We start from the raw sequence: 24,651 nt of genomic DNA, 5'->3' as shown, positions 1-24,651 counted from the left end.
AGCATCCCGCGATAAAAAGATGGATTGTTTGCGTTTATTCATGTTTTTGATCACGTTTCGCGCCGAAAAGATGAATTCTTTTTAGTTATTCATCTTTTTGGCCGTACGCCGCATCAAAAAGATGGATTCTTTGTTTTTATTCATCCTTTTGGACGACATTTTGACTTCTGATGACAAAAGAGGCTGCCTCGCTAGGAGGCAGCCACTGCGTTAGGCACGTTCTTTGGTTGTCATCATTTTACGGAAAACATAGCGGTTGTTCAACAGGTTCGCGAAATGCTGCGTCACCGTGCCGGTGAACAGCATGGCGAATATGGTCCCGAGCCCGACTCCAGCGATTCCTTCCAGAAACAACAACGAGAAGACAACGCTCAACCCGACGCAAGTGGCGTCGAATCCAGTCTTCATCTGTTTCACGGTGAGACCGAAATGCTCGGACATCTCTCGCACAAACAAGTCGAACGGAAGGGCTGGCAAACGACAATTCAGCATTAGGCTAATCCCAAGCGACAACATGAAAAATCCGGTGAAAAAGAACACGATCCGCAGCGGCATGTTTGCGACGATGCCCGAAAAAAGCAATTCAAAGAAATCCAGCAGGTAGCCAAACAGCAATGCCAATGCAATCGAAAAGACATATCCCAAAAACTTCCGCGTAATCAGAGCCATCACCACCACAAGGACAACTTGGAAGAGAAAGTTCCAGCTGCCGATCGTCACGTGGGCAAACATTTCATTCAACACCACCGGCACGGATGAAATCGTAGACACTCCTAATTCACTCTTGATCATCAACGACACGGCAATGGCGTTACACAGCACGCCCATAGCCAAAGCAAGTTCACTTGCCAATACTTTTTTCTCCATATCGTCCTCCTTATTCTATCCTTCACATTTTTTATTTTTTGATGACTAGCCCGAGCATCACGACAAAGTCCAACGCCTGTTCCTCATTGACGATTGCGCCTTTGAGGTCCTCAAGTGTAACGCTGATGCGCTCGAAGCGGCAGCTGCTGATGTCAATGGCCTTCAAAGGCGTTCCCGTGAAATTGATTCCGGACAGCTCGCACTCCGAAAAATCGACTTTCTTCAGTTTGCAGGTATAAAAATCGGCTTCATTCAGACGGCAGTTTTCGTAACGGACATTCTTCTGCTTGCTGAATCCCAAAGCCGCCATCTGCAGGTTACATTCGCGGAAAAGCACATCCTCGAAGACTCCTTCGGTCATCGAGGTGCCGATAAGGCGGCAATTCACGAAGCGGACCCGTTTCATCGTCACCTCATCCAGCTGCACATTGGCGAAATCGCAGCTTTCGAAGACGACATCCCGCAAGTACAATTGCGGCACTGTCGCTTCGCTGAAAGTCACGTTCTGAAATCTGACTTCGGTGAACTCCACTCCTCGTCTGTCGCCAAGGTCGATGGCAGTATCTTTGAAAAGGGCATGCTCTATGTATGGTTCATCCGGATCGAAACAGTCGGCGAAATTTACTTCAAGTAAATCTTTTGGCAGAATGGGTTCCATGATCTTGGCGGGCACTTGCTTCATTCCTTCCTGATGACTCTCTTTCTTTTAGTATACCTGAATAATCGGCGCTTAGATATGATTGCTTTCGTGATCTGCTCTTTCGTCTTGAGTGATATAATGGAGGAAAGGAAACAGGATTAGGGGGAATCAGGATGGATTACGCATATGCTAAAGTGTTTCGGGGGGCGGCTTTCACGAGCAGGTCGCCCCAGGAAGTGAGCGCATTGGATGATTGTTTGTTTTGTCTGGATGAGGAAGGCGTGATCCGGCGCATCCTGAAGCCGCAAGAACCTGATTACGGAACGGTCATGGCTGCCTACAGCGGAACAGAAAAATTCCACGAGCTTGCTGAGGGGAAATATTTTCTGCCGGGGTTCATCGATCTGCACATCCATGCTCCGCAATGGGCGCAGGCCGGGACAGCCATGGATATCCCTTTGCATGATTGGCTGGACACCTATACCTTCCCGCTGGAATCGAAATTCTCCGATCTGGATTTCGCCCGCAAAGTCTACCAAGATCTTGTCGCTACATTGTTGGCGAATGGAACGACGACTGCACTCTATTTTGCGACCGTCCACAAAGAATCCAGTTATCTGTTGGCCCAGATTTGCGCCGACAAGGGTCAACGCGGGTTGGTCGGGAAAGTGGTCATGGACGATAAGGAAGAGAATCCAGCGTATTACCGGGATGAAAGCACGGAAGCCGCTTTGGCGGACACGGAAAGTTTCATCCAGCTAGTCCAGGAATTGAACAAGACGACCAAACAAGGCGTCTACCCGGTCGTGACTCCCCGCTTTATCCCGAGCTGCACGGACGAAGCATTGGCGGGTCTCGGCGAGTTGGCGAAAAAATATGGCACGCACATCCAATCGCATTGCAGCGAAAGCGATTGGGAGCACAATTATGTCCACGAACGGATGCACAAGAGCGACACGTTTGCGCTCCATGAGATGGGCCTTCTTCAGGATAAAGCGGTCATGGCACACGCCGTCTTCCTTTCGGATGAGGATGCCGATTTGTTTGCCGAAACCGGCACCGCGATTGCGCATTGTCCGATTTCGAATGTCTGCTTCTCAAATGGTGTCCTTCCCGCGGCCCGTTTCACTCGGAAAGAGATAGACATCGGTTTGGGCACGGACGTCTCCGGCGGCTTCTCCCCTAGTCTTTTCGACAACATCCGCCAGGCAGTCATCTCCTCGAGAATGCTGGAGGAAGGCGTAGATCCGTCGCTAGTGGCTCCGGAACGCGGCCTGCCACAATCGCGCATTTCCGCCAACGAAGCGTTCTACTATGCGACTGCCGGCGGAGGGCAGAGTTTGAGCCTGCCGATCGGGCGCTTGGAAGAAAACTACATCTGGGATGTCCAAGTGATCGACGTCAACGCGCCGAACGCCAAATTGCCTTTGTTCGATGAAGGGATTTCCATGGAAAATCTGTTGCACAAAATCCTCTTCTTGAGCCGTCCGGAAAACATCCGCGAGGTGTGGGTCCAGGGCGAATGCGTCCACAAACGGACATAACCGTGCATTCGATATCTTGGTCATGGACGTTGGTTGTCCGATTCTTCCGGGTTATCGGACAGCCTCCTATCAAATTACGGGCGGAGTGTCCGATTCCTTCGGGTTATCGGACAACCGCATCATCGTCCAGGGCCTGGTTGTCCGATTCTTTCGGATTATCGGACAACCGCATCGTAAGCTGGGCTCTGGTTGTCCGATTCTTTCCGGTTATCGGACAACCTCCTATCAATTTACGGATTGGTTGTCCGATTCTTCCGGGTTATCGGACAATTTTGTCCATGAATGCTCGTATTAACAGATTAAACTCTGTGCTTTTTTCCTAACGATATATTAGAAAGCAATATAGAAGATAACATGGGGCGAATAAAATGCCTATATGATCTATTCATGTTAGAATGAAAATAAGAAACTATTGGAGGATGTTATTGTGAACCAAAAACTCGTTGAAATTTGCCTGCGTGTCAGAGATATTGATGCTACTTTAAACTTCTATACTGATCTATTTGATTTTGAAGTTGCCAGCCACAGAAAATTCCCTGAAGATAAGTTTGATTTAGTTTATCTGAATTCTCCCGGTTCTTCTGTACAAATTGAACTCACTTACAATTACGATGCCGAGCCATATAATGTAGGAAATGGCTTCAGTCATTTAGGTGTGACTGTCAGTGACTTAGAAAAAATGCATGAAGTTTGTAAAGCTTCTGCTTACGAAACAGGTGAGTTAAAAGGACTTTCAGGCGGCACACCCACCTATTTCTTTGTGACGGACCCTGATGGCTATCGAATTGAAGTAAAGCGCGCAAAATAATTTTTCGAATATTTTAAATAAAAGCATATCGTCTTTTCAATATGCTTTCATTTATCCAAAAAGAAACACGCAAGCAGCCAAGCGGATGCTTACGTGTTTCTTTTCATTCAAGCTGCTCAAGCAGCGTAGGTTTAGACTTTTTCTTTCAAAATGATGTTCAACACCAACGCAACGATTGTACCTGCAGAAATACCGGAAGAGAACAAGCCGCTCAAGATGCCCGGCAATTGCGCCACAGTATCCGGAACAAAGGAAACACCCAGACCGACACCCAATGCAGAAGCGACGATGATCATGTTGCGGTTGTTGAATTCAACGCGTGACAGTGATTGCACACCGGCAGCAGCAACCGTACCGAACATCAAGATGCCGGCACCACCCAATACAGGTTGCGGCATGATTGAAATCAGCGTAGCAAATTTAGGGAAAAGACTCATCACGATCATGATGATACCGCCCATGATGGCTACTTTACGTGAAGCATTGCGGGTCAACGGAATCAATCCAGCATTTTGGCTGAATGTAGCGGCTGGACCGGACCCGATGAAAGGCGCGATGAACGATCCGAAACCATCCGCACGGACGCCGGCAGCGATTCTTTCATCAGTAAGTTTTGTTTCCGTAACGGCACCCAACGTCTGCATAACGCCGACTGTTTCAATGACCGTTACCAGATAGCCGGATACGAAAGGAATCGCGTATTCAAGCTTGAAATCTGGAACTCCGAATTTGAAGAATTGTGGTAAGGCGAACCATTCAGCGGCAACGACTTGGCCGAAGTCGACCATCCCCAACGGAATGCAGACGACATAGCCGATTGCGGCACCGATCAATACAGCAGCTGGCGCGATTTTACTTGGTCCGTAATGGTTGATCAAAGCGATAATCAGGAACACAAGCACTGCGATACCGATATTCCTAGGATTACCGAAATCTTCAGATCCAAAACCGCCACCTGCCCAGCCCATCGCAACGGACATCAGCGTCATCCCCATCAAGGAGATAACTGATCCGGTAACGACTGGGGGGAAAAATTTTAATAACGGTTTTACGAAATAACTTAAAATAATTTCCAATAAAGCACCTAGCATCGTTCCGCCAAGATAGGCAGTGATGCCGCCCGCTCCGATGACAGCAGCAGCTGGCGCCACAAAAGCAAAGTCAGTTCCCATGATAGTTGGCAAACCTGCTCCGACGCGGAACCATTTCGGACCGAAACCTTTTGATTGAATAATTGAAACGATGCCCGAAGCTAAAAGCGCCGCGCTGACCATATAAGCAGTATCCTCAACCCCGAAACCTGCGATTCCGGCAATGATAAGCGGTACTGCCACTAAACCACCGAAAGCGGTGATGACGTTCTGAAACCCTAAAACGATTGTCGTGCCTAAATCCGGTTTGTCTTCCACACCGTAAGTCAGGCCTGTATGTACTTTCTCTTCCATGCTTCTCCTCCTGATAACGAACATTAATGATTGCAAAACAAAATATAATTCGTTTATTAACGACAAATAAAATTATATCGATATCACATACAATTGTAAAGTGTAAATACCGAATTACAAGGGCTTTCATTATGAGAAAATTCACATTTCAGGGATTTATCAGGGTTAAAGACGAACGTTTTGGATATTTTCCGGGTATTTGTATTGAAATAACGAATTATGGCTTATAGATTATTGTCAGATACGGGTGCGATGTAGTCCGATTTTTTGTTATACTATATTTAAACGAAACAGATGAATGGAGCATAAGCAATGAAAACAGAAAAATCATGCGGAGCTATTGTTCTTTCCAGCGATAACGGCAACCGAAACGTTCTCCTGATCAAGCATGAAACCGGCGGCCCCGCTGTTCATCTAAGCGTAACGCATAGCGGTTGGGCCTCAAATCAGATCAGGTAGTTATTGCTGAAAATAAGGAGTGAGATTTTGACGAAATTAATAATAGATTCAACATGTGACCTAAACGAAGCGATGCGCAAGCATCCCAAACTGGAGTACCTGCCGTTAAACATCATCATCGATGGCGAAAGCTACAAGGACGGCATCGAAATCGATTTGGAACGCGTCTACGAAGTGATGCGCAAAGGAGAGATGCCACAGACTTCACAGATTGACATCGCCAGCCTGTTGGAAATATTGGACCGCAATCGCAAAGCCAACGAAGATCTGATTTATTTGTCTTTCTCAAGCGCAATGTCTGGAACACATGCAGTAGCCCACCAAGTATTTGAGATGTACCGGGAAGAATTCCCGGAGATGAAGCTAACCTTGATTGACTCGCAAGGCGGTTGCGGCGGTGCTAGCTTGGCTGCCATCCAAGCCCTGAGCTTGTTGGATAATGGCTATCCCCATGATGAAGTTGCACAAACCATCCAAGAAATCGTTGCGTATACTTCCTATTCCTTCACAATCGCCAATCTGGACTGGCTCCAGAAAGGTGGCCGCATCAATAAAGTAACAAGCGTCATCGGTGACAATCTGAACATCAAGCCTTTGTTGACCGTTAAGGCCGGCAAAATCGTGATGGACCAACTACTGCGCGGACATAACCGTGTCTACAAACGTATCATCAAAAAAACGGTCGACCATATCGGTCCCTATCAAGATCAACTCGTTGCCATCAGCCATGTGGGCGATCCAGAAATCGCACAAACACTCAAAGCAATGCTGAGCGAGGTCTTGCCGGATGCTTCCTTTGTCTTATTAAGGGTAAGCGCGGTTCTGGGCGTTCATCTCGGTATCGGTGGTGTCGGTGTCTTCGCCTTATCTCAATTGCCGGAAAGATATGATAGACGCCCTGCGTTTTTGAAAAAGTAAAATGAAACAAATGAATGGAGCATAAACTATGAAATCAGAAAAATCATGCGGAGCCATCGTGCTCTCCCCAGATAACACCAACCGAAAAGTATTATTGATCAAACATGAAAACGGCGGCCATTGGGCATTCCCGAAAGGCCATGTTGAGGAAGGCGAAACGGAAGTCGAAACAGCATTGAGGGAAATCAAGGAAGAAACCGGCTTGAGCACAGATCTAAGCACCACCTTCCGGAAATCCGTCAGCTACTCCCCGGCTCCCGGCGTAATCAAAGAAGTCGTCTACTTCATCGCCTTCGCCCACACGGAAACGATTGAAAAACAGGATGCCGAAGTCACCGATTTCGCCTGGATGCCGTTCAACGAAGCTTTGCAGGCCATCACCTACGACAACGACAAAAGCATCCTGCACTCCGCCATCGATTTCATCGAAGGCATGAAAAACTGATAAAAGTAAAGAAGGGCCGCCTCAAAATGAGGCCACCCTTCTGCACTTAAAATTCAAAATTATGTCTGCTTCTCCGACGAACGACGGCTTCACCGGAGTTCAAGCCACCGAACCGCCGAGTCGTAACAGATCCTACAACTCCTACAAACCTTCCGTCTGCCGAAAGTGCGCAACAGCGCCGATAAGGTTCGCGTCATTTCGGAAAGTGCAGACTTGTATGTCCGGATCGACGGATTCCGCGCCATGCGCTTTCAGGTGGTAGGCTGTCCGCTCCCGGATGCGCGCGATTAGGTCTTCACGGACGGAAACGCCGCCACCAATGATGACCCGATCTGGATTGAAACTGACTGAGAGGTTATAAATACCCCGCGCCAAAGCATCGATCATGCCATCCACATACGCTACAGCCACCGGTTCGCATTCTTCCGCTCTTTCGAACAGATACTTCCCGTCGACCACTCCATCAGGCATTTCCATCGCCTTTCCATAGCGCTCGGCGACTTGGACAGGACTGCCCAATCTGCTCAGCGTATTCTCCCCATCCAACAGCATGTAGCCGAACTCGCCGCCGAAGAGATTTTTTCCTTTAAACAATTGCCGATTCACGATCACCGCTCCGCCGATACCGGATCCAATGACGATGAACAACGCATTTTGCACATCTCGTGCAGCACCCAACCACACTTCGGCCAAGGCTGCGCAGTTGGCATCATTTTCCACAGAAACGGGAACGCCGAACAACATTTCCCATTCTGTTCTGATTGAAAAATGATGGATGTACTGAACCGCACTGATGCCGCCGATGATTCCCGCACCGCTGTCGACAGCGCCCGGCGAACTGATCGCGACGCCATCAACCGAAACACTAGCCGCATAGCCATCAAAAACTGACTTCATCTCGGCTTTCAGTTCATTCCATGTTTTCGGCGTCTCAAAATAGCCCTTGCCGCTTAACGCATCCTCTTGCCATAATCCAAATTTCACGGCGGAACCGCCGATATCAAACACAACTATACTCATACACACACGCTCCGTTTACTTGATGATACTATTCTGAATGTGTGCCCAATTTCTTCAGCAAGACAAGCGATCAATTCCGTGTCAAAACGATTTCGACGGAAAATTTATCATAGCGATGGATGGAAGTGGAAAACTCGAAAGCACTGCCGGTGTCCAGATAGCCCCTCTGTTCGGCAACCGCGACAGGATCTCCTTTCTCCAAGCCGAGCTCCTCCGCTTCAAAATCCGTGGCTTTGCGGACCGATACTGTCCGATGGGCACTTTGAATATTCAGATGAAGATCTTTTTCGATATACTCGTAAATCGACCCCTTGATGTTTTTTTCTTTGATGTTCGGGATAAGGTCGATCGGCATATACATTTTTTCCATCACAAAAGGTTCATCATCCACATAGCGGACACGATGAATATCGTAGACGAAACTATCGGGGGCAATATTGAGTTTTTTGGCAGCATGCTCCGGCACCTTAACAACTGAAAAGTTCAGGATTTTGCTGACGACTTTTTGCCCGGCATAGAGGGCTGTTGTACCGCGGAATTGGTTCGCCATAGCAACCCGTTCGATTTCTTCCGGGTTCAGGTCCTTCACAAACGTACCGGAGCCTCTTCTTTTTATGATCAGACCTTCCGTCACCAAAATGTCCAATGCTTTTTTGACCGTCATTTTGCTGGAACCATAATGGACACACAAATCTTTTTCAAAAGGCATCTGTTGGTTGGCAACATATTCCCCTTTCAAAATTTTATTCCGAATATCATTGGAAATGATGATATATTTTTGCATATTTTCGCACTGCTCCTCTCGATAACAGCTTTCGTGAGAAACACCAAAAAAAGTAGATTTCCGCACAAAAAGTCTATATTTTTAGTATAACGAAAACATGACTTTCTGACAATCTTTCATTATTTACTAAGCCAATTGTGCAGCGTTAAAATCCAATGCAGGTTCGTCCCACTTTTCTACGATACTATCGGGCACATCGAGGCGGCCAGTATCGGCGACTTGTCTAAACCAGCGCCCGGACTTTTTGATTGTCTTCACCTGCGTGTGGATATTGTTAGAGATGAAACCATAGCGATTACGGTAAGCATTTCCCCAAGACCAGCAGTCGATTGGTGTCCATAGATGATAACCGAAACAGTTTGAGCCTTCTTCGATCCCTTTGGCCACCCAGTAAAGATGCTCTTGGATGAATTGGATGCGGTAGTCATCCTCAATGACGCCTTCCGCATTCAAATAGCGTTCTTCTCTGGAAACACCCATTCCGTTTTCCGATACGAACCAAGGGATATTGCCGTAATTGTCTCGAATATTTAAAGCAATGTCGTACAAGGCCTGCGGGTAGATTTCCCAGCCCTTGTCCACATTCATCCGGCGACCGGGCATCGCATACTCCTCAAAATATCGCGAAGGCATCCAGTCCACCGCTAAACTGTCTGCGGAGACGGACGGACGTTGGACACGGTTCGGATGGTAAAAATTGACGCCGAGCACATCAATCGTGTTTTCACCGATCAACTGCAACTCTTCTCGTGTCGCATCCCATAAGACGCCATCCTTTTCGAAAGTAGCCACCAATTCCTGCGGGAAAGCGCCTTTAACCGCCGCATCCAGAAACATATCGTTCATCCAAAGATTGGCAAAACAGGCGGCAGCCAGATCTTCCGGCTCTTCAGTCGCGGGATAGGATGGCGTCAAATTCAGGATGACGCCGATTTTCCCGGCCTGATTCGTGTTTATTTCCCTGAAAGCTGCGATTGCTTTGGCCGATGCCAAGGCGATATTATAGGCCACCTGCACGGCTTTTTTACCGTCGACGATTTTTGGATAATGGAACTGATACAGATAGGCGCCATCCACTACCACTAGCGGCTCATTGAACGTAAACCAGTCCTCCACTCTGTCTCCGAACAAACGGAAACACTGCGCGGCAAACTTCGCGAACAGATCCACCACATGCTTCGATTCCCAACCACCGTATTTGTTTTGCAATGCAATCGGCATGTCGAAATGGAACAAATTTATTACCGGTTTGATGCCTTGAACCAGACATTCGTCGATGACGGCATTGTAGAAACGGACCGCATCCTCATTGACAGTTCCTTCCTCCAAATCATCGATCAGACGCGTCCATTGAATCGATGTGCGGAAAGAATTTAGGCCGATTTCTTTCAGCATCGCGATGTCCTCTTTGTAGCTGTTGTAAAAATTTGAAGCCGTATCAGGCCCTACCTGATCGTAAAAAGCATCCGGCTCCACTTCATACCAATGATCGAACACATTGGCATGGGACTTGTTGAAACGCCCTTCACTTTGGGGACCTGATGTAGCTGCTCCCCACCAAAAATCTTTCGGAAAATCAATTTTCATTATCCGTCATCCTCGCTCTTGTCTATTTTTTGTAAATGATAAAGCTGGCTTGAAAAATCGCCCGGCATCGTGCGGCTCCAATAATCCTGCGCACGCCCGATATAGTTCCCGCCGAGCAAAAGGCCGATCTGCATCAGATCATCTCCATAACGGGCAAGCGCTGCTCCATTGATTTGGTACAAAGCATCCCTATCCAGTCCTTCCAGCAAAATCCGCTCATAGGCCGGGTTCGGCTTCGCCAATACATGGTAGACACCGACCAAAGCCTCCGATTTGTCGGAAGCAACAACCATCCAGGCAGTCGTATTGCCTGCAAATGGACTTTCAAGTCTGTAGAAATCGCCCTGATGGATCAGCGGCTGCCAACGTTTAACCTGCGCAACCTGTTCACGGACGATTTCTTTTTCTACCTCAGAAAGTTTTGTGCTGTTCAATTCATAGCCGAACGTCCCGAAAGCGGCTACATCGCCGCGCATCTTCAAGGAAGTCATGCGGGCGACCTGATGATTCGGCACCGCTGAAACATGGCTGCCGATTGCCGACAACGGGTAGACCATAGACGTGCCGTATTGAATCTTCAAACGCTCAACTGCATCCGTGTCATCACTGGCCCAAGTCTGTGGTGCGTAATACAGCAAGCCCGGATCGAAGCGCCCGCCCCCGCCGGCACAGGATTCGATCAGCAAGTCCGGGTACTTCTCAAGGATTTTTTCGTAAAGCGCATAGACGCCCAGAATATAGCGGTGCATCACTTCCCCTTGTTTTGTCGCGGCCAAGGATTGTGAGTAGGCTTCGGAAATGTAACGGTTCATGTCCCATTTGACATAGTCGATCGTCTTGCTCGAAAGGAGCGCATCCATCTGCTGGAAGATGTTCTCCACCACTTGCGGACGCGAAAAATCAAGCACAAATTGATTGCGGCCATGCGAGATGATCTTATCCGGATGGCCGATTTTCCAATCCGGATGGTCCTCATGGATCGGTGTGCCGACCGATACCATCTCCGGCTCGAACCAGAGTCCGAACTGAAGACCCATTTCGTGGATTTTATCGGCCAAACCTTCCACTCCGTTAGGCAGTTTCTTCGGATCGGTCGTCCAATTCCCTAAGGAACTGGCATCATTGTCCCGCTCTCCGAACCAGCCGTCATCCAGAACGAACAGTTCGATTCCCAACGTTTTGGCATCGGCTGCCAGCTCCAGTATTTTTTCTTCGTTGAAATCAAAATACGTCGCTTCCCAGTTGTTAATCAGGATCGGCCGCTTCTTGCCTGACCATTTCGGACTGATCAAGTGCTTGCGGTAGAGGTCGTGGAAAGTTCGGCTCATCCCGTTCAGACCGGCATCGCTGTATACCATCACCGCTTCAGGAGTCACAAATTCACTGCCCGGCTCCAATTCCCACCCGAACTGATGCGGGTTGATCCCCAGCATCGCCCGGGTGACATGATACGGGTCGACTTCCACCTGCGCCAAAAAGTTCCCGCTGTAGACGAAGCTGAACCCGAACACTTCCCCTTGCTTTTCGTCCGTATTTTTCTTCGCCAAGGCAAAGAAAGGATTGTGCACATGGCTGCTGGCGCCGCGTGTGCTCGATACGCTCTGCACGCCAGTCATGAGCGGTTTGCGTTCCAGTTGCGCCTCCCGCGCCCAAGCGCCGTGCAGATGGATGAAATCATAATCATCCGTCGGCAGATCCACATTCAGGCTCATCAACCGTTCCAGCAGGAAAGTCTCCTCGCCGGTGTTCGTGATTTCGGCATGGCGTGTCAGCGCGCTGAGCTCATGGAAAATCGTGTAGGACAACGTCAGCATAAGACCGGAATAGCGATCCTTCAGCAGGATGCTCAGGGTCGTCGCTTCATCCGCACCCGCGAAAGTTGCCGGCAGATCAGTCAATTTCTTTTTCTCTTTTTCAACCTGATAGGATCGGTACTCGAATTGGCTGATGCGGTCGCCGTCAGGATAGCGGATTTCCAAACCCGGATAGCGGAAATCAGTCGTTCCGTAAACAGGCATTTCCTGTTTGACGTGCTCCAGGGAAGTCGTATGATCGCCCGTCACCTGATTGTTCGACGGCCGCACTTCCCTTTCGATCAGGTGCGCGAACGATTCGCGGTGCTTGATCGCCTTCCCTGCATACAGCTGTTCCAGGATGTTTGTCTGTTCCATCACGCGGAAGATGTAGCTGATTTTCCCGTTCGTCAGATGGAATTCTTTGTTGTTTTCATTGATATGGATGTAGTTTGTCACATTGGACCTCCTGTTTAAATTGATGGCAAGTGGTCAGTTCCTCGGATTAGGATGAACCAGCCGCACTCATTGGCCGCTTTTTCTGTTGCCCCATTCCTTTGGTCAAAAACCACCAGTAGAGACTCGGAACAAGGAAAACAAACAGAATGAGATTGAAGAAACCAACCAACACCGCACTGCCTGAAAGCACCAGGATGTACAGGCCCTTCGTCGGGTTGCGGAACATATGGTCTAGAGTTTGAGCGTAGCGCATACGATTCGACAACCGCGGCTCATTCTCCTTACCCAACACGACGAGTGTCACCAAGAAAATATGATACAACAAGAATGCTGTGCTGGCCGTTATCCAGAGAAACAGAGTCATCTCGGTCCTTTTGCCATTGCCGATGTGCAGGTAGCCAGCCAAAACGATACTGAACAACACACACCAGGTGAATGAAAGAAGTTTTCTGTGCGGCAAACTTTCTGTTTTTCCTGCTCTGGTTGGCTCAGCCGATGAAAGGAACGCCATCAGCCTGTCGGCAGCGTCCACGAAACCATACAAGCCCCCTGAAAAGATGAGTGTCTTCCAATAGAGGAGCGACCCGGTAACCAAACGGTACACCTGCTCGACAAAGCGTACGATTCTTGACTGTTTTCCCATCTTCTTGCTCCTTTCGGCTTTACTTCACGGATCCTGCTACGCCGTTGTAAATGTATTTCTGCAGGCTGACGAACAAAATCAGGATCGGGACGATCACGATCATGACGCCAGCCAGAATGACCGGCCAATTGGTTCCGTATGGCCCTTTGAAGGCAAACAACGCAGTGGAAATGACCTTCAGCTCGCGTGCCGGCATGTATAGGAAAGGGTTGTAGAAGTCGTTGTAGACGCCCACCCCACTGATGATCAGCATAGTCACAATCGGCGCCTTCAGATTGGGCAAAATGATTTTCCAGAAAATTTGGAAATGCGAAGCCCCATCAAGATAGGCTGATTCGTCGAGCGATACCGGAATTTCGTCCAGATACTGCATAAAGATGTAGATGGAGATGACATCCGTACCCAAATTGAGGACGATGACCGACCAGATTGTGTTGAACAAACCCATGCTTTCGATGATCTGGAAAGTGGCGACTTGGCTTGTGATGCCTGGTATCAGCATCGCTGTCATGAACAAGGTAAGGATCAGCTTCTTGTAGCGGAACTCGAAGCGGTTCATCACGTAGGCAAACATCGATCCGAGCGTCAATTTGCCGACCATGCTGACGATGAAGATGAAAAACGTATTTTTGAAGCCCGTCAGCATCTGCCCGTTCACAAACGCTGTGACATAATTGGAGAAATCCAGCTGCTGCGGCAAAGCCAAAACGCCAGTCGTCAAGAATTCTTCATTGGATTTGAACGATCCAATCAGGACGACCAACAAAGGAAGCACCGCCGCAATCGCCCCGACCAAGAGGATGGTATATTTGAAAAAACTCCCGATTGTCCAACCCGATTTCCGGCCTTTTTTCATGATTTTCTGCGTTATCTCTGTCATTTCCATCGCCTATCTATCCTCCTTAATAGCCAGTTTCTGGACAACCGTGACCACAATCACGATTCCAAGCAGGATGATACCCATCGCGGATGCCAAACCGGTTTTGTTATATTTGAATGCGGTAGCGATCGTTTGGATGACGAAAGTTGTCGTTCCGTTCGATCCGCCCGTCATGATGTATGGGATATCGAATACGCTGAGAGAGCCGCTGATTCCGAGAATGATGTTCAAAAAAATGATTTTCTTGATGCTCGGGACAATTATGTAACGGAATTTATCCCATTGGTTGGCCCCGTCGATTTCAGCTGCCTCATAAATTTCCGGATTGACCGATTGGATTGCTCCTAGGAAAACCAGAAAGTTGAAACCGGTATAGCGCCAAACGGAGGTGAAAGCCAGCGAGATATTATTGATGGAACGGTTCCCCAACCATAATTGGATCTGATCCTCCAATCCAAAGAACGTCAGGACCGTATCCAATGTCCCCCCACCTTTATAGAAATAGAGGAAGATGAAGCCGATTGCCACTCCGTTCAACAGATAAGGGAAAAACAAAATCCCTTTCCAAAAATTCGCAAATTTTACTTTGAAGGATAGGATCGTAGCGAACAATAGCGCAATGCCCAATTGGAAGAAAGTAGCGGTGAAATAATAGAAACTGGTTTTGAATACGGAAAAATACTTTGGATTTGTCAAAACGGTCCGGTAATTATCCAAACCGACAAAATTCGGATCGGGCGTAATCCCGTTCCAATCGGTCAGGCTGTACTGGAACATCTTCACCAACGGATAATATGAAAACAGCAGCAGTAAAGAAACCGGAACGATCGTAAATAAAAAGATGAGTAATTTTTTCTCAGCTTTTTGGCTTAAATTAATTCTTTGCACAGTTTTTCCCCTCCATTTATAAAACAAGCGCCCCTATCCAGGGCGCCTGCTTCCATCAATCAGTTACCGCTGACTTCTTTGATGGCGTCAGCCCAACGTGCATTAAAGTCTTCCATGATTTCTTCAAAAGTTTCATTCGTATTTCCGATGGCTGCATCGATGATGCGTTGTTTCTCCAAGTCGGTCGCACCCACGCCCAATTCAGACATGTTATTTACGTCAGAGAACAAGGATTCTTTGCCTTCAGGAGCAGCGTTTTCTTCCAACAGGACAACCCCTGCTTCTTGGCTGGCTTTCAGTGAAGCTGGATAGTCGCCGCCTTTGACTGCTTGCAACCCACCGTTGTCCACGGCATAATCCGATTCATTGATCAACCAGTCCAACAGCGTACGCGCTGCTTCCTTATGCTCACTGTTGACGTTGATGGCTAGGTTATAGTCACCGCCGACACCCATATATTGCTTGCCGTCAGCTGCTGTGACAGGGAAAGTTTGGAAAGTGATGTCTTCTTCATGCCCTTCGGCTAATTCCTGGATCTGAGGCACAGCCCAGCTTCCCAGAACCATGACTGCAACGTTACCGTTTGCCAAATCCAGTTTTGATTGTTCCCAATCCGATGTCGTAGGATCCTCTTCGATCAATCCTTTTTCAGCGACTTGGAAAAGCACATCATAAATCGTGTTCATAGTGTCGCCCACTTCGAACGGAGCTGAATCTTCCGCCATCTTCGTCGTCACATCCGGATCGCCGGATACCCCAGTCCGGGTGAAGTCCCAGTTGGAAAGCGTCCAGCCTGCCGAGTAATTCGTATATAAAGGCGTCACTTCAGGATTGGATTCTTTGATCGTTTCCAAAGCTGCAACGAAAGCTTCCGGTGTTTTCGGGAATTCGGTGATGCCAGCATCTTCGAACACTTTCATGTTGACGGCCATCCCAGTGGCATTCAACTGCGTAGGAATACCGTATTGTACGCCTTCGAAGGAGCGATCGTTCAAGCCCATATAGGTCTCGCTCAACTCTGTTTTATCACCCAAAGGTTCAAAGAACAGCTCGAAATCGGTCGGTGAAATATCAGCCGGCAGCATCAACAAATCGCCGTATTCTTCCGTGTTCATACGCGTTTTCATCTGTCCTGCATAATCGGTCATCGTTTCGATTTCTACTTTTATATCCGGATATTTTTCATTGAAAGCTGCCATGTACTCATCCCATTTGCCGTTTTCTTCCCAGTCCGTTTTATGGTTGATGAACGTGATTGTTTCGACACCTTCTTCATTACTGCCCGATTCCGAAGCTGCACTGCCACAAGCAGCCAATACCAACAATGATGCGATCGTCAAACCTGCTTTGCCAAAAATTGTATTTCTTCTCATCTTTAAATCCTCCTCAAATTTTAGTAAGCGTTTACGGATACATATTATCACTTTTAATTTTAAATGTATATACTTTTATAAATAAAATTATTTGTTTTTAAAATAATTCCTTACCGTTTCCTCTGCCGGCTTCCCGAAAAGCGCATAATCGCTGTCTTTGTTGGACTCTTCCAATTGATACAGGTGCGCTTTCCAGTCCCATAGCCCAAATCCTCCGACCCATTTATGCCGTGAAGTCTGTTTGAACATTTCTTCATACCATTCTTTCTGTTCCATCAAATCAACGCTGCCATCCAGCTCCCAGTTGTTGGGCAACCACTTGGCCCCGGTCCGACTGGCACAGCCCGCTTCGCAGAAGAAAAACGGCTTGTTGTACTTTTCAACCACCTGTCCGATACGCTGCAATTCCTGTTCCCACCTATCGATTGGATAGTAGCCAGAAGATGAGATGACATCGACCGCGTCCCACCAGGCGATATGATTTTCCTGATACTTGTCACAGTTATAGGTGATTTCACCCTGATATTCTTTCCGCACAGCAGCGATAACTTCGCGCCACTGCCGCTCCCTTCGATCGCTGTTGACCAGTTCGCAACCGATGACGAACATTTCGCACTTTGTCTCTTCCGCTAAAACCGCGTAATGGCTGATGAAATCGGTATAGGAAGCGAACCAGTCCGACCATTTCGGCTCGCAAGGAACATCGTGATCAAAAAAATTGATATGTGCGCGCCATATGCCATTGCTTACGTTGAGCATCGGCTTCAAAATGACCTTCAACCCCAGTTCATGGGCATAATCAATCACCCCCATCACTTCCCGATCCGATAAGACGGAATCCGCCTGCCATTCAATTTCTGTGGAATGGATGGTCGGCTGTTCGACAACCACTGCCAAAATCACATGGTCGATTGCACACCGCTCCTTCAGCAGCCGCAAGGATTTGAACGCCTCTTCATCCTCCCATTCCCCGCGCTGACTCATAAATCCGAACGTGACCCCGTTAATGAAATCCATAATATCCTCCTCTACATATTGACATATAAAATTAAAAGTATATATTTATTAATGTATGCGGCATCATCATTATTCATCATAATGACAGGTTTGTAAAGAACTGATGTGTCTAACTTTTGGGTACATGATGCGTTTGAAAAATTTCAGCTATTGCTGGTAAAAATAATGGGAGGATACAGGATGGATTATAAGGATTATCAGGGAAGTGGGATACGCCCGCAGGATTTTGATGCGTTTTGGGAAGAGGGTTTGCGTGAAATGGAGAGTCTGCCGTTGGAATACAAGTTGGAGATTGCGGCTATCCCCTCACAAGTCGCCACCTTCTATCATCTAACGTTCATCGGTGTTGGTGGCGCGGAAGTGCATTGCCAGCTTGTCACCCCCAAGTTTACGGGAGGACAGAAATTAAAAGGGATGCTGCAATTTCATGGGTACCATGGCGATTCGGGGGATTTTCAGGATAAAATCGGTTGGGTGGCGGAAGGGTTCGTCGTCTTGGCATTGGATGCCAGAGGACAAGGCGGGCTTTCCGAAGACTGTACCAAGACAAAAGGAGGCGTCATGAAGGGACTGATCATCCGCGGATTGGAGGAAGGCAAAGAAAACCTCTATTACCGTCAGGTGTTCTTGGATACGGCCCACGCCGCGCGCATCCTCAAATCATTGGATTTTGTGGATGAAACCAAGATCTATGCGCAAGGCGCTTCACAAGGAGGCGGTCTGACGATCGCCTGCGCCGGATTGGTGCCCGACCTTCATCGCGTCTACGTCACCTACCCGTTCCTTTCCGACTACCGTAAAGCCTATGCGCTCGGAGCCCAGACTTCGGCATTCGAGGAGATTCCATATTGGTTCCAATTCCGCGATCCGCTCCACAAACGCGAAAAGGAAGTCTTTGATACCCTGGAATACATCGATATCCAGCATTTCGCCCCGCGCATCCAAGCCGAAGTCTGTTGGGTCGTCGGCCTGCAGGATGCCGTCGTCCCTCCGATTACGCAAATGGCTACCTACAACAAGATCAATGCAAAAAAACAGCTGATTGAGCTGCCGGAATACGGGCATGAGTATTTGCCAAAGGTGAGTGATGAATTGAGAGGGTATTTTGTAGAGTAACAGAAAAATATAAAGCTAAAAACTGTGCGGTGATTACCGCCCGCCGCAGCAAGACAAAAAAATCCGCCAGACACTGAGCTATCAGATCGGCGGATTTTTGTTGATGTATTTGGTATGACGGGATTCCCAACATAACACCTGCTCCGGTGAGGCCCTGCTCGCCGGAGTTCATCGGTAACCTTCGGCCGCACCTCCGACGAAGCCTTGGTCATCGGAGCAGGCCACCTCAAATGTCTGCCCAACCCCGGCGAAGCCTCCTTTCGCAGGAGCACAGTGATGTGGAGCGCGCCCACATTCAAACCGAAAAAAAGTTATTCAAAATCCATTTGATTTTCAAGTTTGTGGGGACCAGTTGCATGAATTTTTGATGGGCCGTCAACTCTTCGATGGCCTTCTCATTTTTCTCCAGATACGCCACGACAGTATCCAGGGAAACATCCGCTCCAGCGAGTCGTTCCACCATTTTTTTTATGTCGGGACCCGTGATCAAGGAGTGTTTGTCATGCAGTTGATATTTTTCTCCCTCAGCGGCGATGCTCTTTATGAGCAGCAGCAATGCGATATTGAACTTAGTCCCTCTGAATGTCACAATGCCTATATTCGTCTGATTGTCCTCATACCAATAATTACCGTCATCGAAGTATAGTGTACTCTTGAGAAAGTCAAAATCGCGTGTGATCTTATCATTGTTCAGGTTCAGATACTCTCCAGTTCGCAACAGTTTTTCCATATTTTCACGCACTTCGTTGGAAACGAAGCCTTCATCGCTGATGAATTTCGGGGGTCTTCCTTCTTTCGTCATTTCCACCATGATGCGCTTGGCTTTGACATCGATGTCTTTCACGATCCACACCCTGCCCGCCAACAGGATTTTGCTTTCGATTTGGATATCGGGTGTGAACGGCAGACTGCCGATGCGCTCGTGTTGGTAATGGACAGAAAAATCACTGGTCGTGAAAAACAACGCGTAGAAATCCCTGGAACGCAGCAGTCGTTCCCCCTCCAAACCGACAATCGCCTCATCATCCATGATTTCGATGAAATCCATTTCCACCATGTAATCAATCAATAGCGACAAATCAACATCCGAAATTGCTCTCCAGACCGGAAAGGTTTTATTCAGCTGCAGCAATTGCGTCATCGGTATACTGACCTTTTGGAAAAGGATCGCCATCACTTGATGCGCCAAAGCATTGTAGGGAGTCTCGATCATTTCCGTCGCATCCATTTCACCCCGCTCCAGCAAATCCAGTGCGGCATAGGTCTGCAGCATTTCCCAGGAATCGTCCTCCACAATGTGCAGGATGCTTTGATGGGTTCTCCGTCCGCTGCGCCCCAATCTTTGGCTGAGCGAAGAAGTGGACGGAGGGGAACCATACTGCACCACGCTGTCCACCGATCCGATGTCTATTCCCAATTCCAAGGTGGAGGTACAGGTGATTGTGAACAGCTGATCCTCGTTGTTTTTGGCAAAAAATTCCACTTCTTCACGCAACAGTTTGTCCACCGAAGAATGATGGGCAAAATAGCTGATAGGTGCGTTCTCTTTTTTTGCCATCTTATCCAATTTATGGGTGATCTCTTCCACCCTGTTGCGGGAATTCGGAAAAATCAGCATCGTTTCCGTTTTGGAATACTGGTAGATCGCATCCAAGGATTCCCGCGCGACGAATGGGCCTGCCTCGCCACTCGTGTAGTCTATCGTGATGAGCAGATCATTCTTATCACGGTCCACGAGAATATCCGTGTCCCGGGGGCTACCGAAGAAGGCTTTCGCATAACCGAAATCCTTCATGTTTAAGGTTGCACTCATCGCGATGAAACGTGGCGATTGCATGAATTGGCTGATCCGTTGCAGCAACGATTGCAAGTGAATACCCCGTTCCGTCCCCAGAAAACTGTGCAGTTCATCGATGATGATCCATTCCACCCCTTTAAAGAGGTGTTGCGCTTCGCCAGGACGATTCACCAACATGCCCTCAATCGATTCCGGTGTGATCAACAGAATTCCTTTCGGTTGGTTCACAACTTTCTTTTTCTGGGCCTTGGAAACTTCACCATGCCAAGGCGTGATCGGTATATCCAAATACGCACTGAGTTCCCTTATGCGCTGAAATTGATCATTGATCAGGGCTTTCAAGGGCGAAATGTACAGTACCTTCAGCCCCGTTTCCCAATCCTCCACACTGTTCAGCGCCGGGATGAAGGCTGCTTCCGTTTTCCCTGAGGCAGTCGGAGCGGACAGAATGAGATTATGATCGGTGTTGGCGACCTGTTTGATGGCAGCACTTTGAATGTTCGTCAGGCTTGGCCACCCTTTATCATAGATGTACTGCTGGATGTCTCTGCTGAGACTATCAAATGCCTGCATCAGTAAACCTCTATTTCATCGTGGTCATCTGCATCCTTCGCCACAACGGAAGTCCTCCTGCCGAACCGATCGGCGAGGATATGGCTGAAAGAATGATCCGGGTTCTGGCGCTGTAAGGACAGTATTTCGATATAATCCTTGATGACGGACCGCGGCGTCAAAAATGCCGCAGCTCCCGGACGGTTCAACTGGTCTTCCATGTATTGCTGTATTTCGCTGTCCTTCACCATCAGCGTCGTTTGATAGGCCGTGTTGTATATTTCCAACAGCTTGGTCAAAAGGATAAAAATCTCTTCCGGGCTCAGCGGCTTCAGATCGATGACAGTACTGTTCACATTGACATAGTCTTTATTTTTCATCAATTCGTTCCCGAAGCGTGTTTTCAAAGCGCCGTAGCTGGCCAATCCTCTTCGTTCGTCATAAACCGTGTGCTTCGTTGCGCCAAAATTGATGAACAGGCCTTTAGCTTCATTGGTTTTCGTTTCGTTATACAGATTGAGGATCATTTCATAATTTTTTTCACGGGTCAAGGAACGCGGTAATTTATACAGATTGACTGACTCATCAAAGTTTATGACAAATCCCTTGTAGCCGATCTTCAAGAATAATTCCGCCAGATTTTTCAATGCGATGAGATAGTTTGCATCGTTGATGACGTTCTTGATGCCCAATTCTTTGGAGGCTTCCGTTTTTGTCGTGATATCCCCGCGGATCCAACGAATCGCTTCAATCTGAAGGGACATATTGTCGCCGGCAATCCCTTCGAAATATTTCATCAGCGCTTGCCCGAATTCATAGGAAAGCCCCGATGAATAGAAGGAATTCGTGGTCTTCAGGATGGCGTTCTCCACCAATTTCCAATGGGCCTTTTCCATCAAAACGGGAACGGTGAGGCTGTTTTCCACGGAAATCTGCTCGAGCAGAACCTGAATCCATTGCTGGACGATCGTCTCGATGGCATTCCCATCGCGGTTATTTTTGATGACGATTTTATTGACGACTTCATTGTACAATGCCAACGCTTTCCCGGATGAATCATAGAAACGGCGCGTCGGAGTCAAGTCGATCGTGGAGACCACGAAATTCTTTTGCAGCGCCAGCGATTCGATCGTCCGCAAAACAAAACTTTTGCCCGACCCAAAATCGCCTACCCAAAACCGCAGATCACTGTTGCCATCCTCCAATTTTTGCAAGGTGTCGATGATTTCCTTGACTTCATTGCTCCTGCCCACCAATACATGCTGTACCCCTTTTACCGGCACAACGCCCGCCTCAAGTGAGGCAATAATCGTTTGGGCATCCTTCTTTCTCAGCTTGATTTCAGCCATCTATCCATCCCCTCATTTCTTCCATAAAATCCTCTTCGATGATGACCTGTTGCTGGCTGATCACCAGTACTTGATCGTCAAATATTTCATACAGCACTTCGTTCAATTCGGTCAGGTAAGCCTGATGGAGTTTGCCTTTATTTTTTGCGTGTTCTTTAAAATCATCCAAAGATATCCCGTTGCCTGCCACCAACTGTTTGAAGAATTGCATATGCTCAGGTTCCTGCTCACTGTGCGGATTTTCCGGTTCTTCTATAATAGTTACGGTAGCAGATACCGATGTGGAGACCACACTTTCTGCTTCACTTTGCTCCGCTGCCTGCGACATCTCAATCTCGGCAAAAAAGTTCAGACTCAAAGCAGCATCCAGCCCTTCATCGGCTTTCTCCTCACTCAGGTAAGTGTCAACCATATCAATAATCGTATCCAGAGCAGAATGTGATGCGGTGATTAAGGCAGTATCCAGCTTGATTTCCCTGCGTACCGGTTGCGTACAGTCATTTAGAAGCTCCGGCAAACTTTCCATAAGGAGATTTTCATCAAGCAACAACTGCTGATAATCAGCCTGTCTGGTTGGATGAATGAAGCCATCCCGTTCTTTTTGCAACGCTTTTGCTACCGGCAAAGCTGCCTTTTCCATCAAAAAAATAAAAATGATGCGCTTATCCGAATCCTCGCTTTGCTTGATCACCTTCGTGGCTATCTTTTTCAAATCCGGATCCTCTGCAACTTCACGAAGCAAGCCGTTGATTCGCTCCAACGGTTGGCTGATGAGCAGATTGGCGGCCTCATGCCAAACGGTCTTATTCACGTTCCGCAAGGCTGAGATGGCTTGATAATCCAGCTCCAGCTCAACTTTTTGGCTCAGATATGTTTGAATCTTCAGGAACGTTTCATCCGGCAAATATTTTTGCAGATTCTGCAGGCTTTCCTCCTCAGGCAGCACCCGGAGACCCTCGACCTCCCGGCGGATCATGTTTTCGGACAGGAGATAAAGGTCTGCCGGCAGACGGAACGTTTCCGCCCAGATACGATCATCATCCAGCGGCAAATGGAAATATTTCCTGAAATAATTATTTGGTTTGATCTTCCATTTGATGGATCCATCCTCAAGGTCATGCAACACAATCTGCATGAGGTCTGCGTATTTCCCCAAACAATGGGCCATGACAGACGGTACTTCAGTAAACCTCGTCGCCCTTTTCCTTAGTTGATCGAAATATGCCATTTCGATCCCGTCAAATATTTGCTTGTCGCGCAACATTCCGGACGGATCCCACCAAACGATTTTGGTACCGAATTGCGTCAAGCCAAATTTTATTCTGGTCTCCTCATCCGGAAAGGGTAAATTTTTCCGGTACGCATCTACCTCTTGCGTAAGGATTTTTTGGATATCCCTGGACAACATGGCTTGCAGGTCATAGGAAAAAAAGGCTTCTGGGTGCATGTTATCCTGTCTGTAAAACGAATAGACCACCTCTCTGGATAGCCGATAGATTTCGTCAAAAGCGGTCACATGATAATAGTAACGCTCATATTTCATATGTTTGATGTTTTTACGCTTCTTCTTCAATTCCACATCGACGATGGCGCATAATCTTTCAAATAATGCACCCACCACTTCTTCAATTTGCCTTGTAAAATTGTCATTCAACCTTACCGGCGGAGAAACGTAGCTGATCCAAGCTTTTTTCTCGACTTTCTTTTGAGCTCTTTTTTGACGCTCCTGTTCGGCAATGAGCTCTCGTGGATTGATGAAAGATTCCTCAGTATGAACCAATTCAATGATCGATATCTTTTCTTCTTCGGTCAACCGCTTATTTTTGAATATTTTATTTATGAATTCGAACATTTTGGAGGTCCCCCTTCCCCATTCACTGTAAAGATACGTCCTAAGTATACGTCTATTGGCGTACATATTCAAGAACGCTTGTTCTATGCAGTGTGGGACATACCGCATATCCTCTTTTCCGTATCGTAGACGCGAATGGAATTTATAAGAAGTAATTAACAAGCTCATCGATTATATTACGGAACATCGTCACGCTAGAATCTCTGTGATGATCGCCGAAGAAACCGGACTTTCTCTCGAATTTCTATCGTCAAAATTCAAAAAAGTCAGAGAAATCACATCCTTGCAAATTTATCTAATATACAACTATGCAAATTTCCACGAACTTTGGATTTTCTTGATAAATTTATACAGAAGACTATTTATGATAAAATGAAGGCGAACCAAAACCACCTAAAAGCACCCTCTTTTTTC

The 24,651-nt window shown here is 47.6% G+C and carries 21 protein-coding genes; 6 read left to right on the top strand and 15 right to left on the bottom strand.

What is annotated here, in order from left to right:
* Positions 1-210 precede the first annotated feature (210 nt).
* Positions 211-867, bottom strand: coding sequence for a YczE/YyaS/YitT family protein (locus C7R56_RS02405; RefSeq protein ID WP_107994991.1), 657 nt, complete (start codon positions 865-867; stop codon positions 211-213).
* A gap of 31 nt (positions 868-898) precedes the next feature.
* Entirely contained in the window at positions 899-1,549 is a 651-nt protein-coding gene (locus C7R56_RS02400) for a pentapeptide repeat-containing protein (protein WP_107994990.1), read from the bottom strand.
* A 131-nt stretch (positions 1,550-1,680) separates the two neighbouring features.
* On the opposite strand from C7R56_RS02400, the gene guaD reads away from it, so the two are divergent.
* From guaD to gloA, 3 genes are all read left to right on the top strand, one after another.
* Complete coding sequence (guaD, locus tag C7R56_RS02395; RefSeq protein WP_107994989.1) at positions 1,681-3,051, top strand: guanine deaminase; 1,371 nt, start codon at positions 1,681-1,683, stop codon at positions 3,049-3,051.
* Between the two features lie 22 nt (positions 3,052-3,073).
* Positions 3,074-3,346 carry a hypothetical protein gene (locus tag C7R56_RS09005; RefSeq protein ID WP_159072130.1) on the top strand — a complete coding sequence of 91 codons (273 nt, stop codon included), beginning with the start codon at positions 3,074-3,076 and terminating at the stop codon, positions 3,344-3,346.
* Positions 3,347-3,478: 132 nt separating this feature from the next.
* Positions 3,479-3,859, top strand: coding sequence for a lactoylglutathione lyase (gene gloA / locus C7R56_RS02390; RefSeq protein WP_106448868.1), 381 nt, complete (start codon positions 3,479-3,481; stop codon positions 3,857-3,859).
* Positions 3,860-3,990: 131 nt separating this feature from the next.
* On the opposite strand, the gene C7R56_RS02385 is transcribed toward gloA, so the two are convergent.
* Positions 3,991-5,304, bottom strand: coding sequence for a uracil-xanthine permease family protein (locus C7R56_RS02385; RefSeq protein ID WP_107994988.1), 1,314 nt, complete (start codon positions 5,302-5,304; stop codon positions 3,991-3,993).
* 486 nt (positions 5,305-5,790) lie between these two features.
* Between C7R56_RS02385 and C7R56_RS02380 the strand changes: the two genes are divergently transcribed.
* The gene (locus tag C7R56_RS02380; RefSeq protein ID WP_107994987.1) at positions 5,791-6,681 is read left to right on the top strand and encodes a DegV family protein; all 891 of its coding nucleotides are present in this window, start codon (positions 5,791-5,793) and stop codon (positions 6,679-6,681) included.
* 28 nt (positions 6,682-6,709) lie between these two features.
* Positions 6,710-7,126, top strand: a complete 417-nt coding sequence (locus tag C7R56_RS02375) for a bis(5'-nucleosyl)-tetraphosphatase (RefSeq protein WP_107994986.1) — start codon at positions 6,710-6,712, stop codon at positions 7,124-7,126.
* A gap of 141 nt (positions 7,127-7,267) precedes the next feature.
* Here C7R56_RS02375 and C7R56_RS02370 read toward each other — a convergent pair whose 3' ends face one another.
* The 9 genes from C7R56_RS02370 to C7R56_RS02330 all read right to left on the bottom strand — a co-directional run bounded on the left by C7R56_RS02370 (position 7,268) and on the right by C7R56_RS02330 (position 17,570).
* Positions 7,268-8,146, bottom strand: a complete 879-nt coding sequence (locus C7R56_RS02370) for an ROK family protein (RefSeq protein ID WP_107994985.1) — start codon at positions 8,144-8,146, stop codon at positions 7,268-7,270.
* Positions 8,147-8,216: 70 nt separating this feature from the next.
* The gene (locus tag C7R56_RS02365) at positions 8,217-8,930 is read right to left on the bottom strand and encodes a GntR family transcriptional regulator (protein WP_107994984.1); all 714 of its coding nucleotides are present in this window, start codon (positions 8,928-8,930) and stop codon (positions 8,217-8,219) included.
* Positions 8,931-9,056: 126 nt separating this feature from the next.
* On the bottom strand, positions 9,057-10,517 hold the full coding sequence (locus tag C7R56_RS02360; protein ID WP_107994983.1) for a glycoside hydrolase family 1 protein: 1,461 nt from the start codon (positions 10,515-10,517) through the stop codon (positions 9,057-9,059).
* Complete coding sequence (locus C7R56_RS02355; RefSeq protein ID WP_234402548.1) at positions 10,517-12,769, bottom strand: alpha-galactosidase; 2,253 nt, start codon at positions 12,767-12,769, stop codon at positions 10,517-10,519. Before C7R56_RS02355 ends, C7R56_RS02360 begins: the two co-directional genes overlap by 1 nt.
* 46 nt (positions 12,770-12,815) lie before the next feature.
* Positions 12,816-13,412, bottom strand: coding sequence for a hypothetical protein (locus C7R56_RS02350; RefSeq protein WP_107994982.1), 597 nt, complete (start codon positions 13,410-13,412; stop codon positions 12,816-12,818).
* Between the two features lie 19 nt (positions 13,413-13,431).
* Positions 13,432-14,268: a carbohydrate ABC transporter permease gene (locus tag C7R56_RS02345; RefSeq protein ID WP_107995084.1), complete on the bottom strand. Its 837-nt coding sequence runs from the start codon at positions 14,266-14,268 to the stop codon at positions 13,432-13,434.
* Between the two features lie 33 nt (positions 14,269-14,301).
* Positions 14,302-15,180 (bottom strand): carbohydrate ABC transporter permease, encoded by an 879-nt coding sequence (locus C7R56_RS02340; protein ID WP_107994981.1) that lies wholly within the window; start codon positions 15,178-15,180, stop codon positions 14,302-14,304.
* Between the two features lie 59 nt (positions 15,181-15,239).
* Positions 15,240-16,553: an ABC transporter substrate-binding protein gene (locus C7R56_RS02335; RefSeq protein WP_107994980.1), complete on the bottom strand. Its 1,314-nt coding sequence runs from the start codon at positions 16,551-16,553 to the stop codon at positions 15,240-15,242.
* A gap of 87 nt (positions 16,554-16,640) precedes the next feature.
* The gene (locus tag C7R56_RS02330; protein WP_107994979.1) at positions 16,641-17,570 is read right to left on the bottom strand and encodes a glycoside hydrolase family 113; all 930 of its coding nucleotides are present in this window, start codon (positions 17,568-17,570) and stop codon (positions 16,641-16,643) included.
* 180 nt (positions 17,571-17,750) lie between these two features.
* Between C7R56_RS02330 and C7R56_RS02325 the strand changes: the two genes are divergently transcribed.
* Complete coding sequence (locus C7R56_RS02325; RefSeq protein ID WP_107994978.1) at positions 17,751-18,686, top strand: acetylxylan esterase; 936 nt, start codon at positions 17,751-17,753, stop codon at positions 18,684-18,686.
* 295 nt (positions 18,687-18,981) lie between these two features.
* On the opposite strand, the gene C7R56_RS02320 is transcribed toward C7R56_RS02325, so the two are convergent.
* From C7R56_RS02320 to C7R56_RS02310, 3 genes are read right to left on the bottom strand one after another with little or no spacing between them, the layout of a single operon-like run.
* Positions 18,982-21,057: a DEAD/DEAH box helicase gene (locus C7R56_RS02320; protein WP_107994977.1), complete on the bottom strand. Its 2,076-nt coding sequence runs from the start codon at positions 21,055-21,057 to the stop codon at positions 18,982-18,984.
* Positions 21,057-22,385 carry a BREX system ATP-binding domain-containing protein gene (locus C7R56_RS02315; protein WP_107994976.1) on the bottom strand — a complete coding sequence of 443 codons (1,329 nt, stop codon included), beginning with the start codon at positions 22,383-22,385 and terminating at the stop codon, positions 21,057-21,059. The genes C7R56_RS02320 and C7R56_RS02315 overlap by 1 nt, the downstream gene beginning before the upstream one ends.
* Entirely contained in the window at positions 22,378-24,237 is a 1,860-nt protein-coding gene (locus C7R56_RS02310; RefSeq protein ID WP_159072129.1) for a tellurite resistance TerB C-terminal domain-containing protein, read from the bottom strand. Before C7R56_RS02310 ends, C7R56_RS02315 begins: the two co-directional genes overlap by 8 nt.
* Positions 24,238-24,651: the final 414 nt, after the last annotated feature.

This window comes from Trichococcus paludicola (assembly GCF_003052295.1).
Lineage (GTDB): Bacteria > Bacillota > Bacilli > Lactobacillales > Aerococcaceae > Trichococcus > Trichococcus paludicola.
This window is presented reverse-complemented; position numbering and strand designations above follow the sequence as displayed.

Coding starts and splice junctions, on each gene's coding strand:
- C7R56_RS02310 (WP_159072129.1), bottom strand. CDS start 24,237: ATGTTCGAATTCATAAATAAAATATTCAAAAATAAGCGGTTGACCGAA.
- C7R56_RS02405 (WP_107994991.1), bottom strand. CDS start 867: ATGGAGAAAAAAGTATTGGCAAGTGAACTTGCTTTGGCTATGGGCGTG.
- C7R56_RS02350 (WP_107994982.1), bottom strand. CDS start 13,412: ATGGGAAAACAGTCAAGAATCGTACGCTTTGTCGAGCAGGTGTACCGT.
- C7R56_RS02400 (WP_107994990.1), bottom strand. CDS start 1,549: ATGAAGCAAGTGCCCGCCAAGATCATGGAACCCATTCTGCCAAAAGAT.
- guaD (WP_107994989.1), top strand. CDS start 1,681: ATGGATTACGCATATGCTAAAGTGTTTCGGGGGGCGGCTTTCACGAGC.
- C7R56_RS02370 (WP_107994985.1), bottom strand. CDS start 8,146: ATGAGTATAGTTGTGTTTGATATCGGCGGTTCCGCCGTGAAATTTGGA.
- C7R56_RS09005 (WP_159072130.1), top strand. CDS start 3,074: ATGGACGTTGGTTGTCCGATTCTTCCGGGTTATCGGACAGCCTCCTAT.
- C7R56_RS02315 (WP_107994976.1), bottom strand. CDS start 22,385: ATGGCTGAAATCAAGCTGAGAAAGAAGGATGCCCAAACGATTATTGCC.
- C7R56_RS02335 (WP_107994980.1), bottom strand. CDS start 16,553: ATGAGAAGAAATACAATTTTTGGCAAAGCAGGTTTGACGATCGCATCA.
- C7R56_RS02320 (WP_107994977.1), bottom strand. CDS start 21,057: ATGCAGGCATTTGATAGTCTCAGCAGAGACATCCAGCAGTACATCTAT.
- C7R56_RS02360 (WP_107994983.1), bottom strand. CDS start 10,517: ATGAAAATTGATTTTCCGAAAGATTTTTGGTGGGGAGCAGCTACATCA.
- C7R56_RS02325 (WP_107994978.1), top strand. CDS start 17,751: ATGGATTATAAGGATTATCAGGGAAGTGGGATACGCCCGCAGGATTTT.
- C7R56_RS02375 (WP_107994986.1), top strand. CDS start 6,710: ATGAAATCAGAAAAATCATGCGGAGCCATCGTGCTCTCCCCAGATAAC.
- C7R56_RS02385 (WP_107994988.1), bottom strand. CDS start 5,304: ATGGAAGAGAAAGTACATACAGGCCTGACTTACGGTGTGGAAGACAAA.
- C7R56_RS02345 (WP_107995084.1), bottom strand. CDS start 14,268: ATGAAAAAAGGCCGGAAATCGGGTTGGACAATCGGGAGTTTTTTCAAA.
- C7R56_RS02365 (WP_107994984.1), bottom strand. CDS start 8,930: ATGCAAAAATATATCATCATTTCCAATGATATTCGGAATAAAATTTTG.
- C7R56_RS02330 (WP_107994979.1), bottom strand. CDS start 17,570: ATGGATTTCATTAACGGGGTCACGTTCGGATTTATGAGTCAGCGCGGG.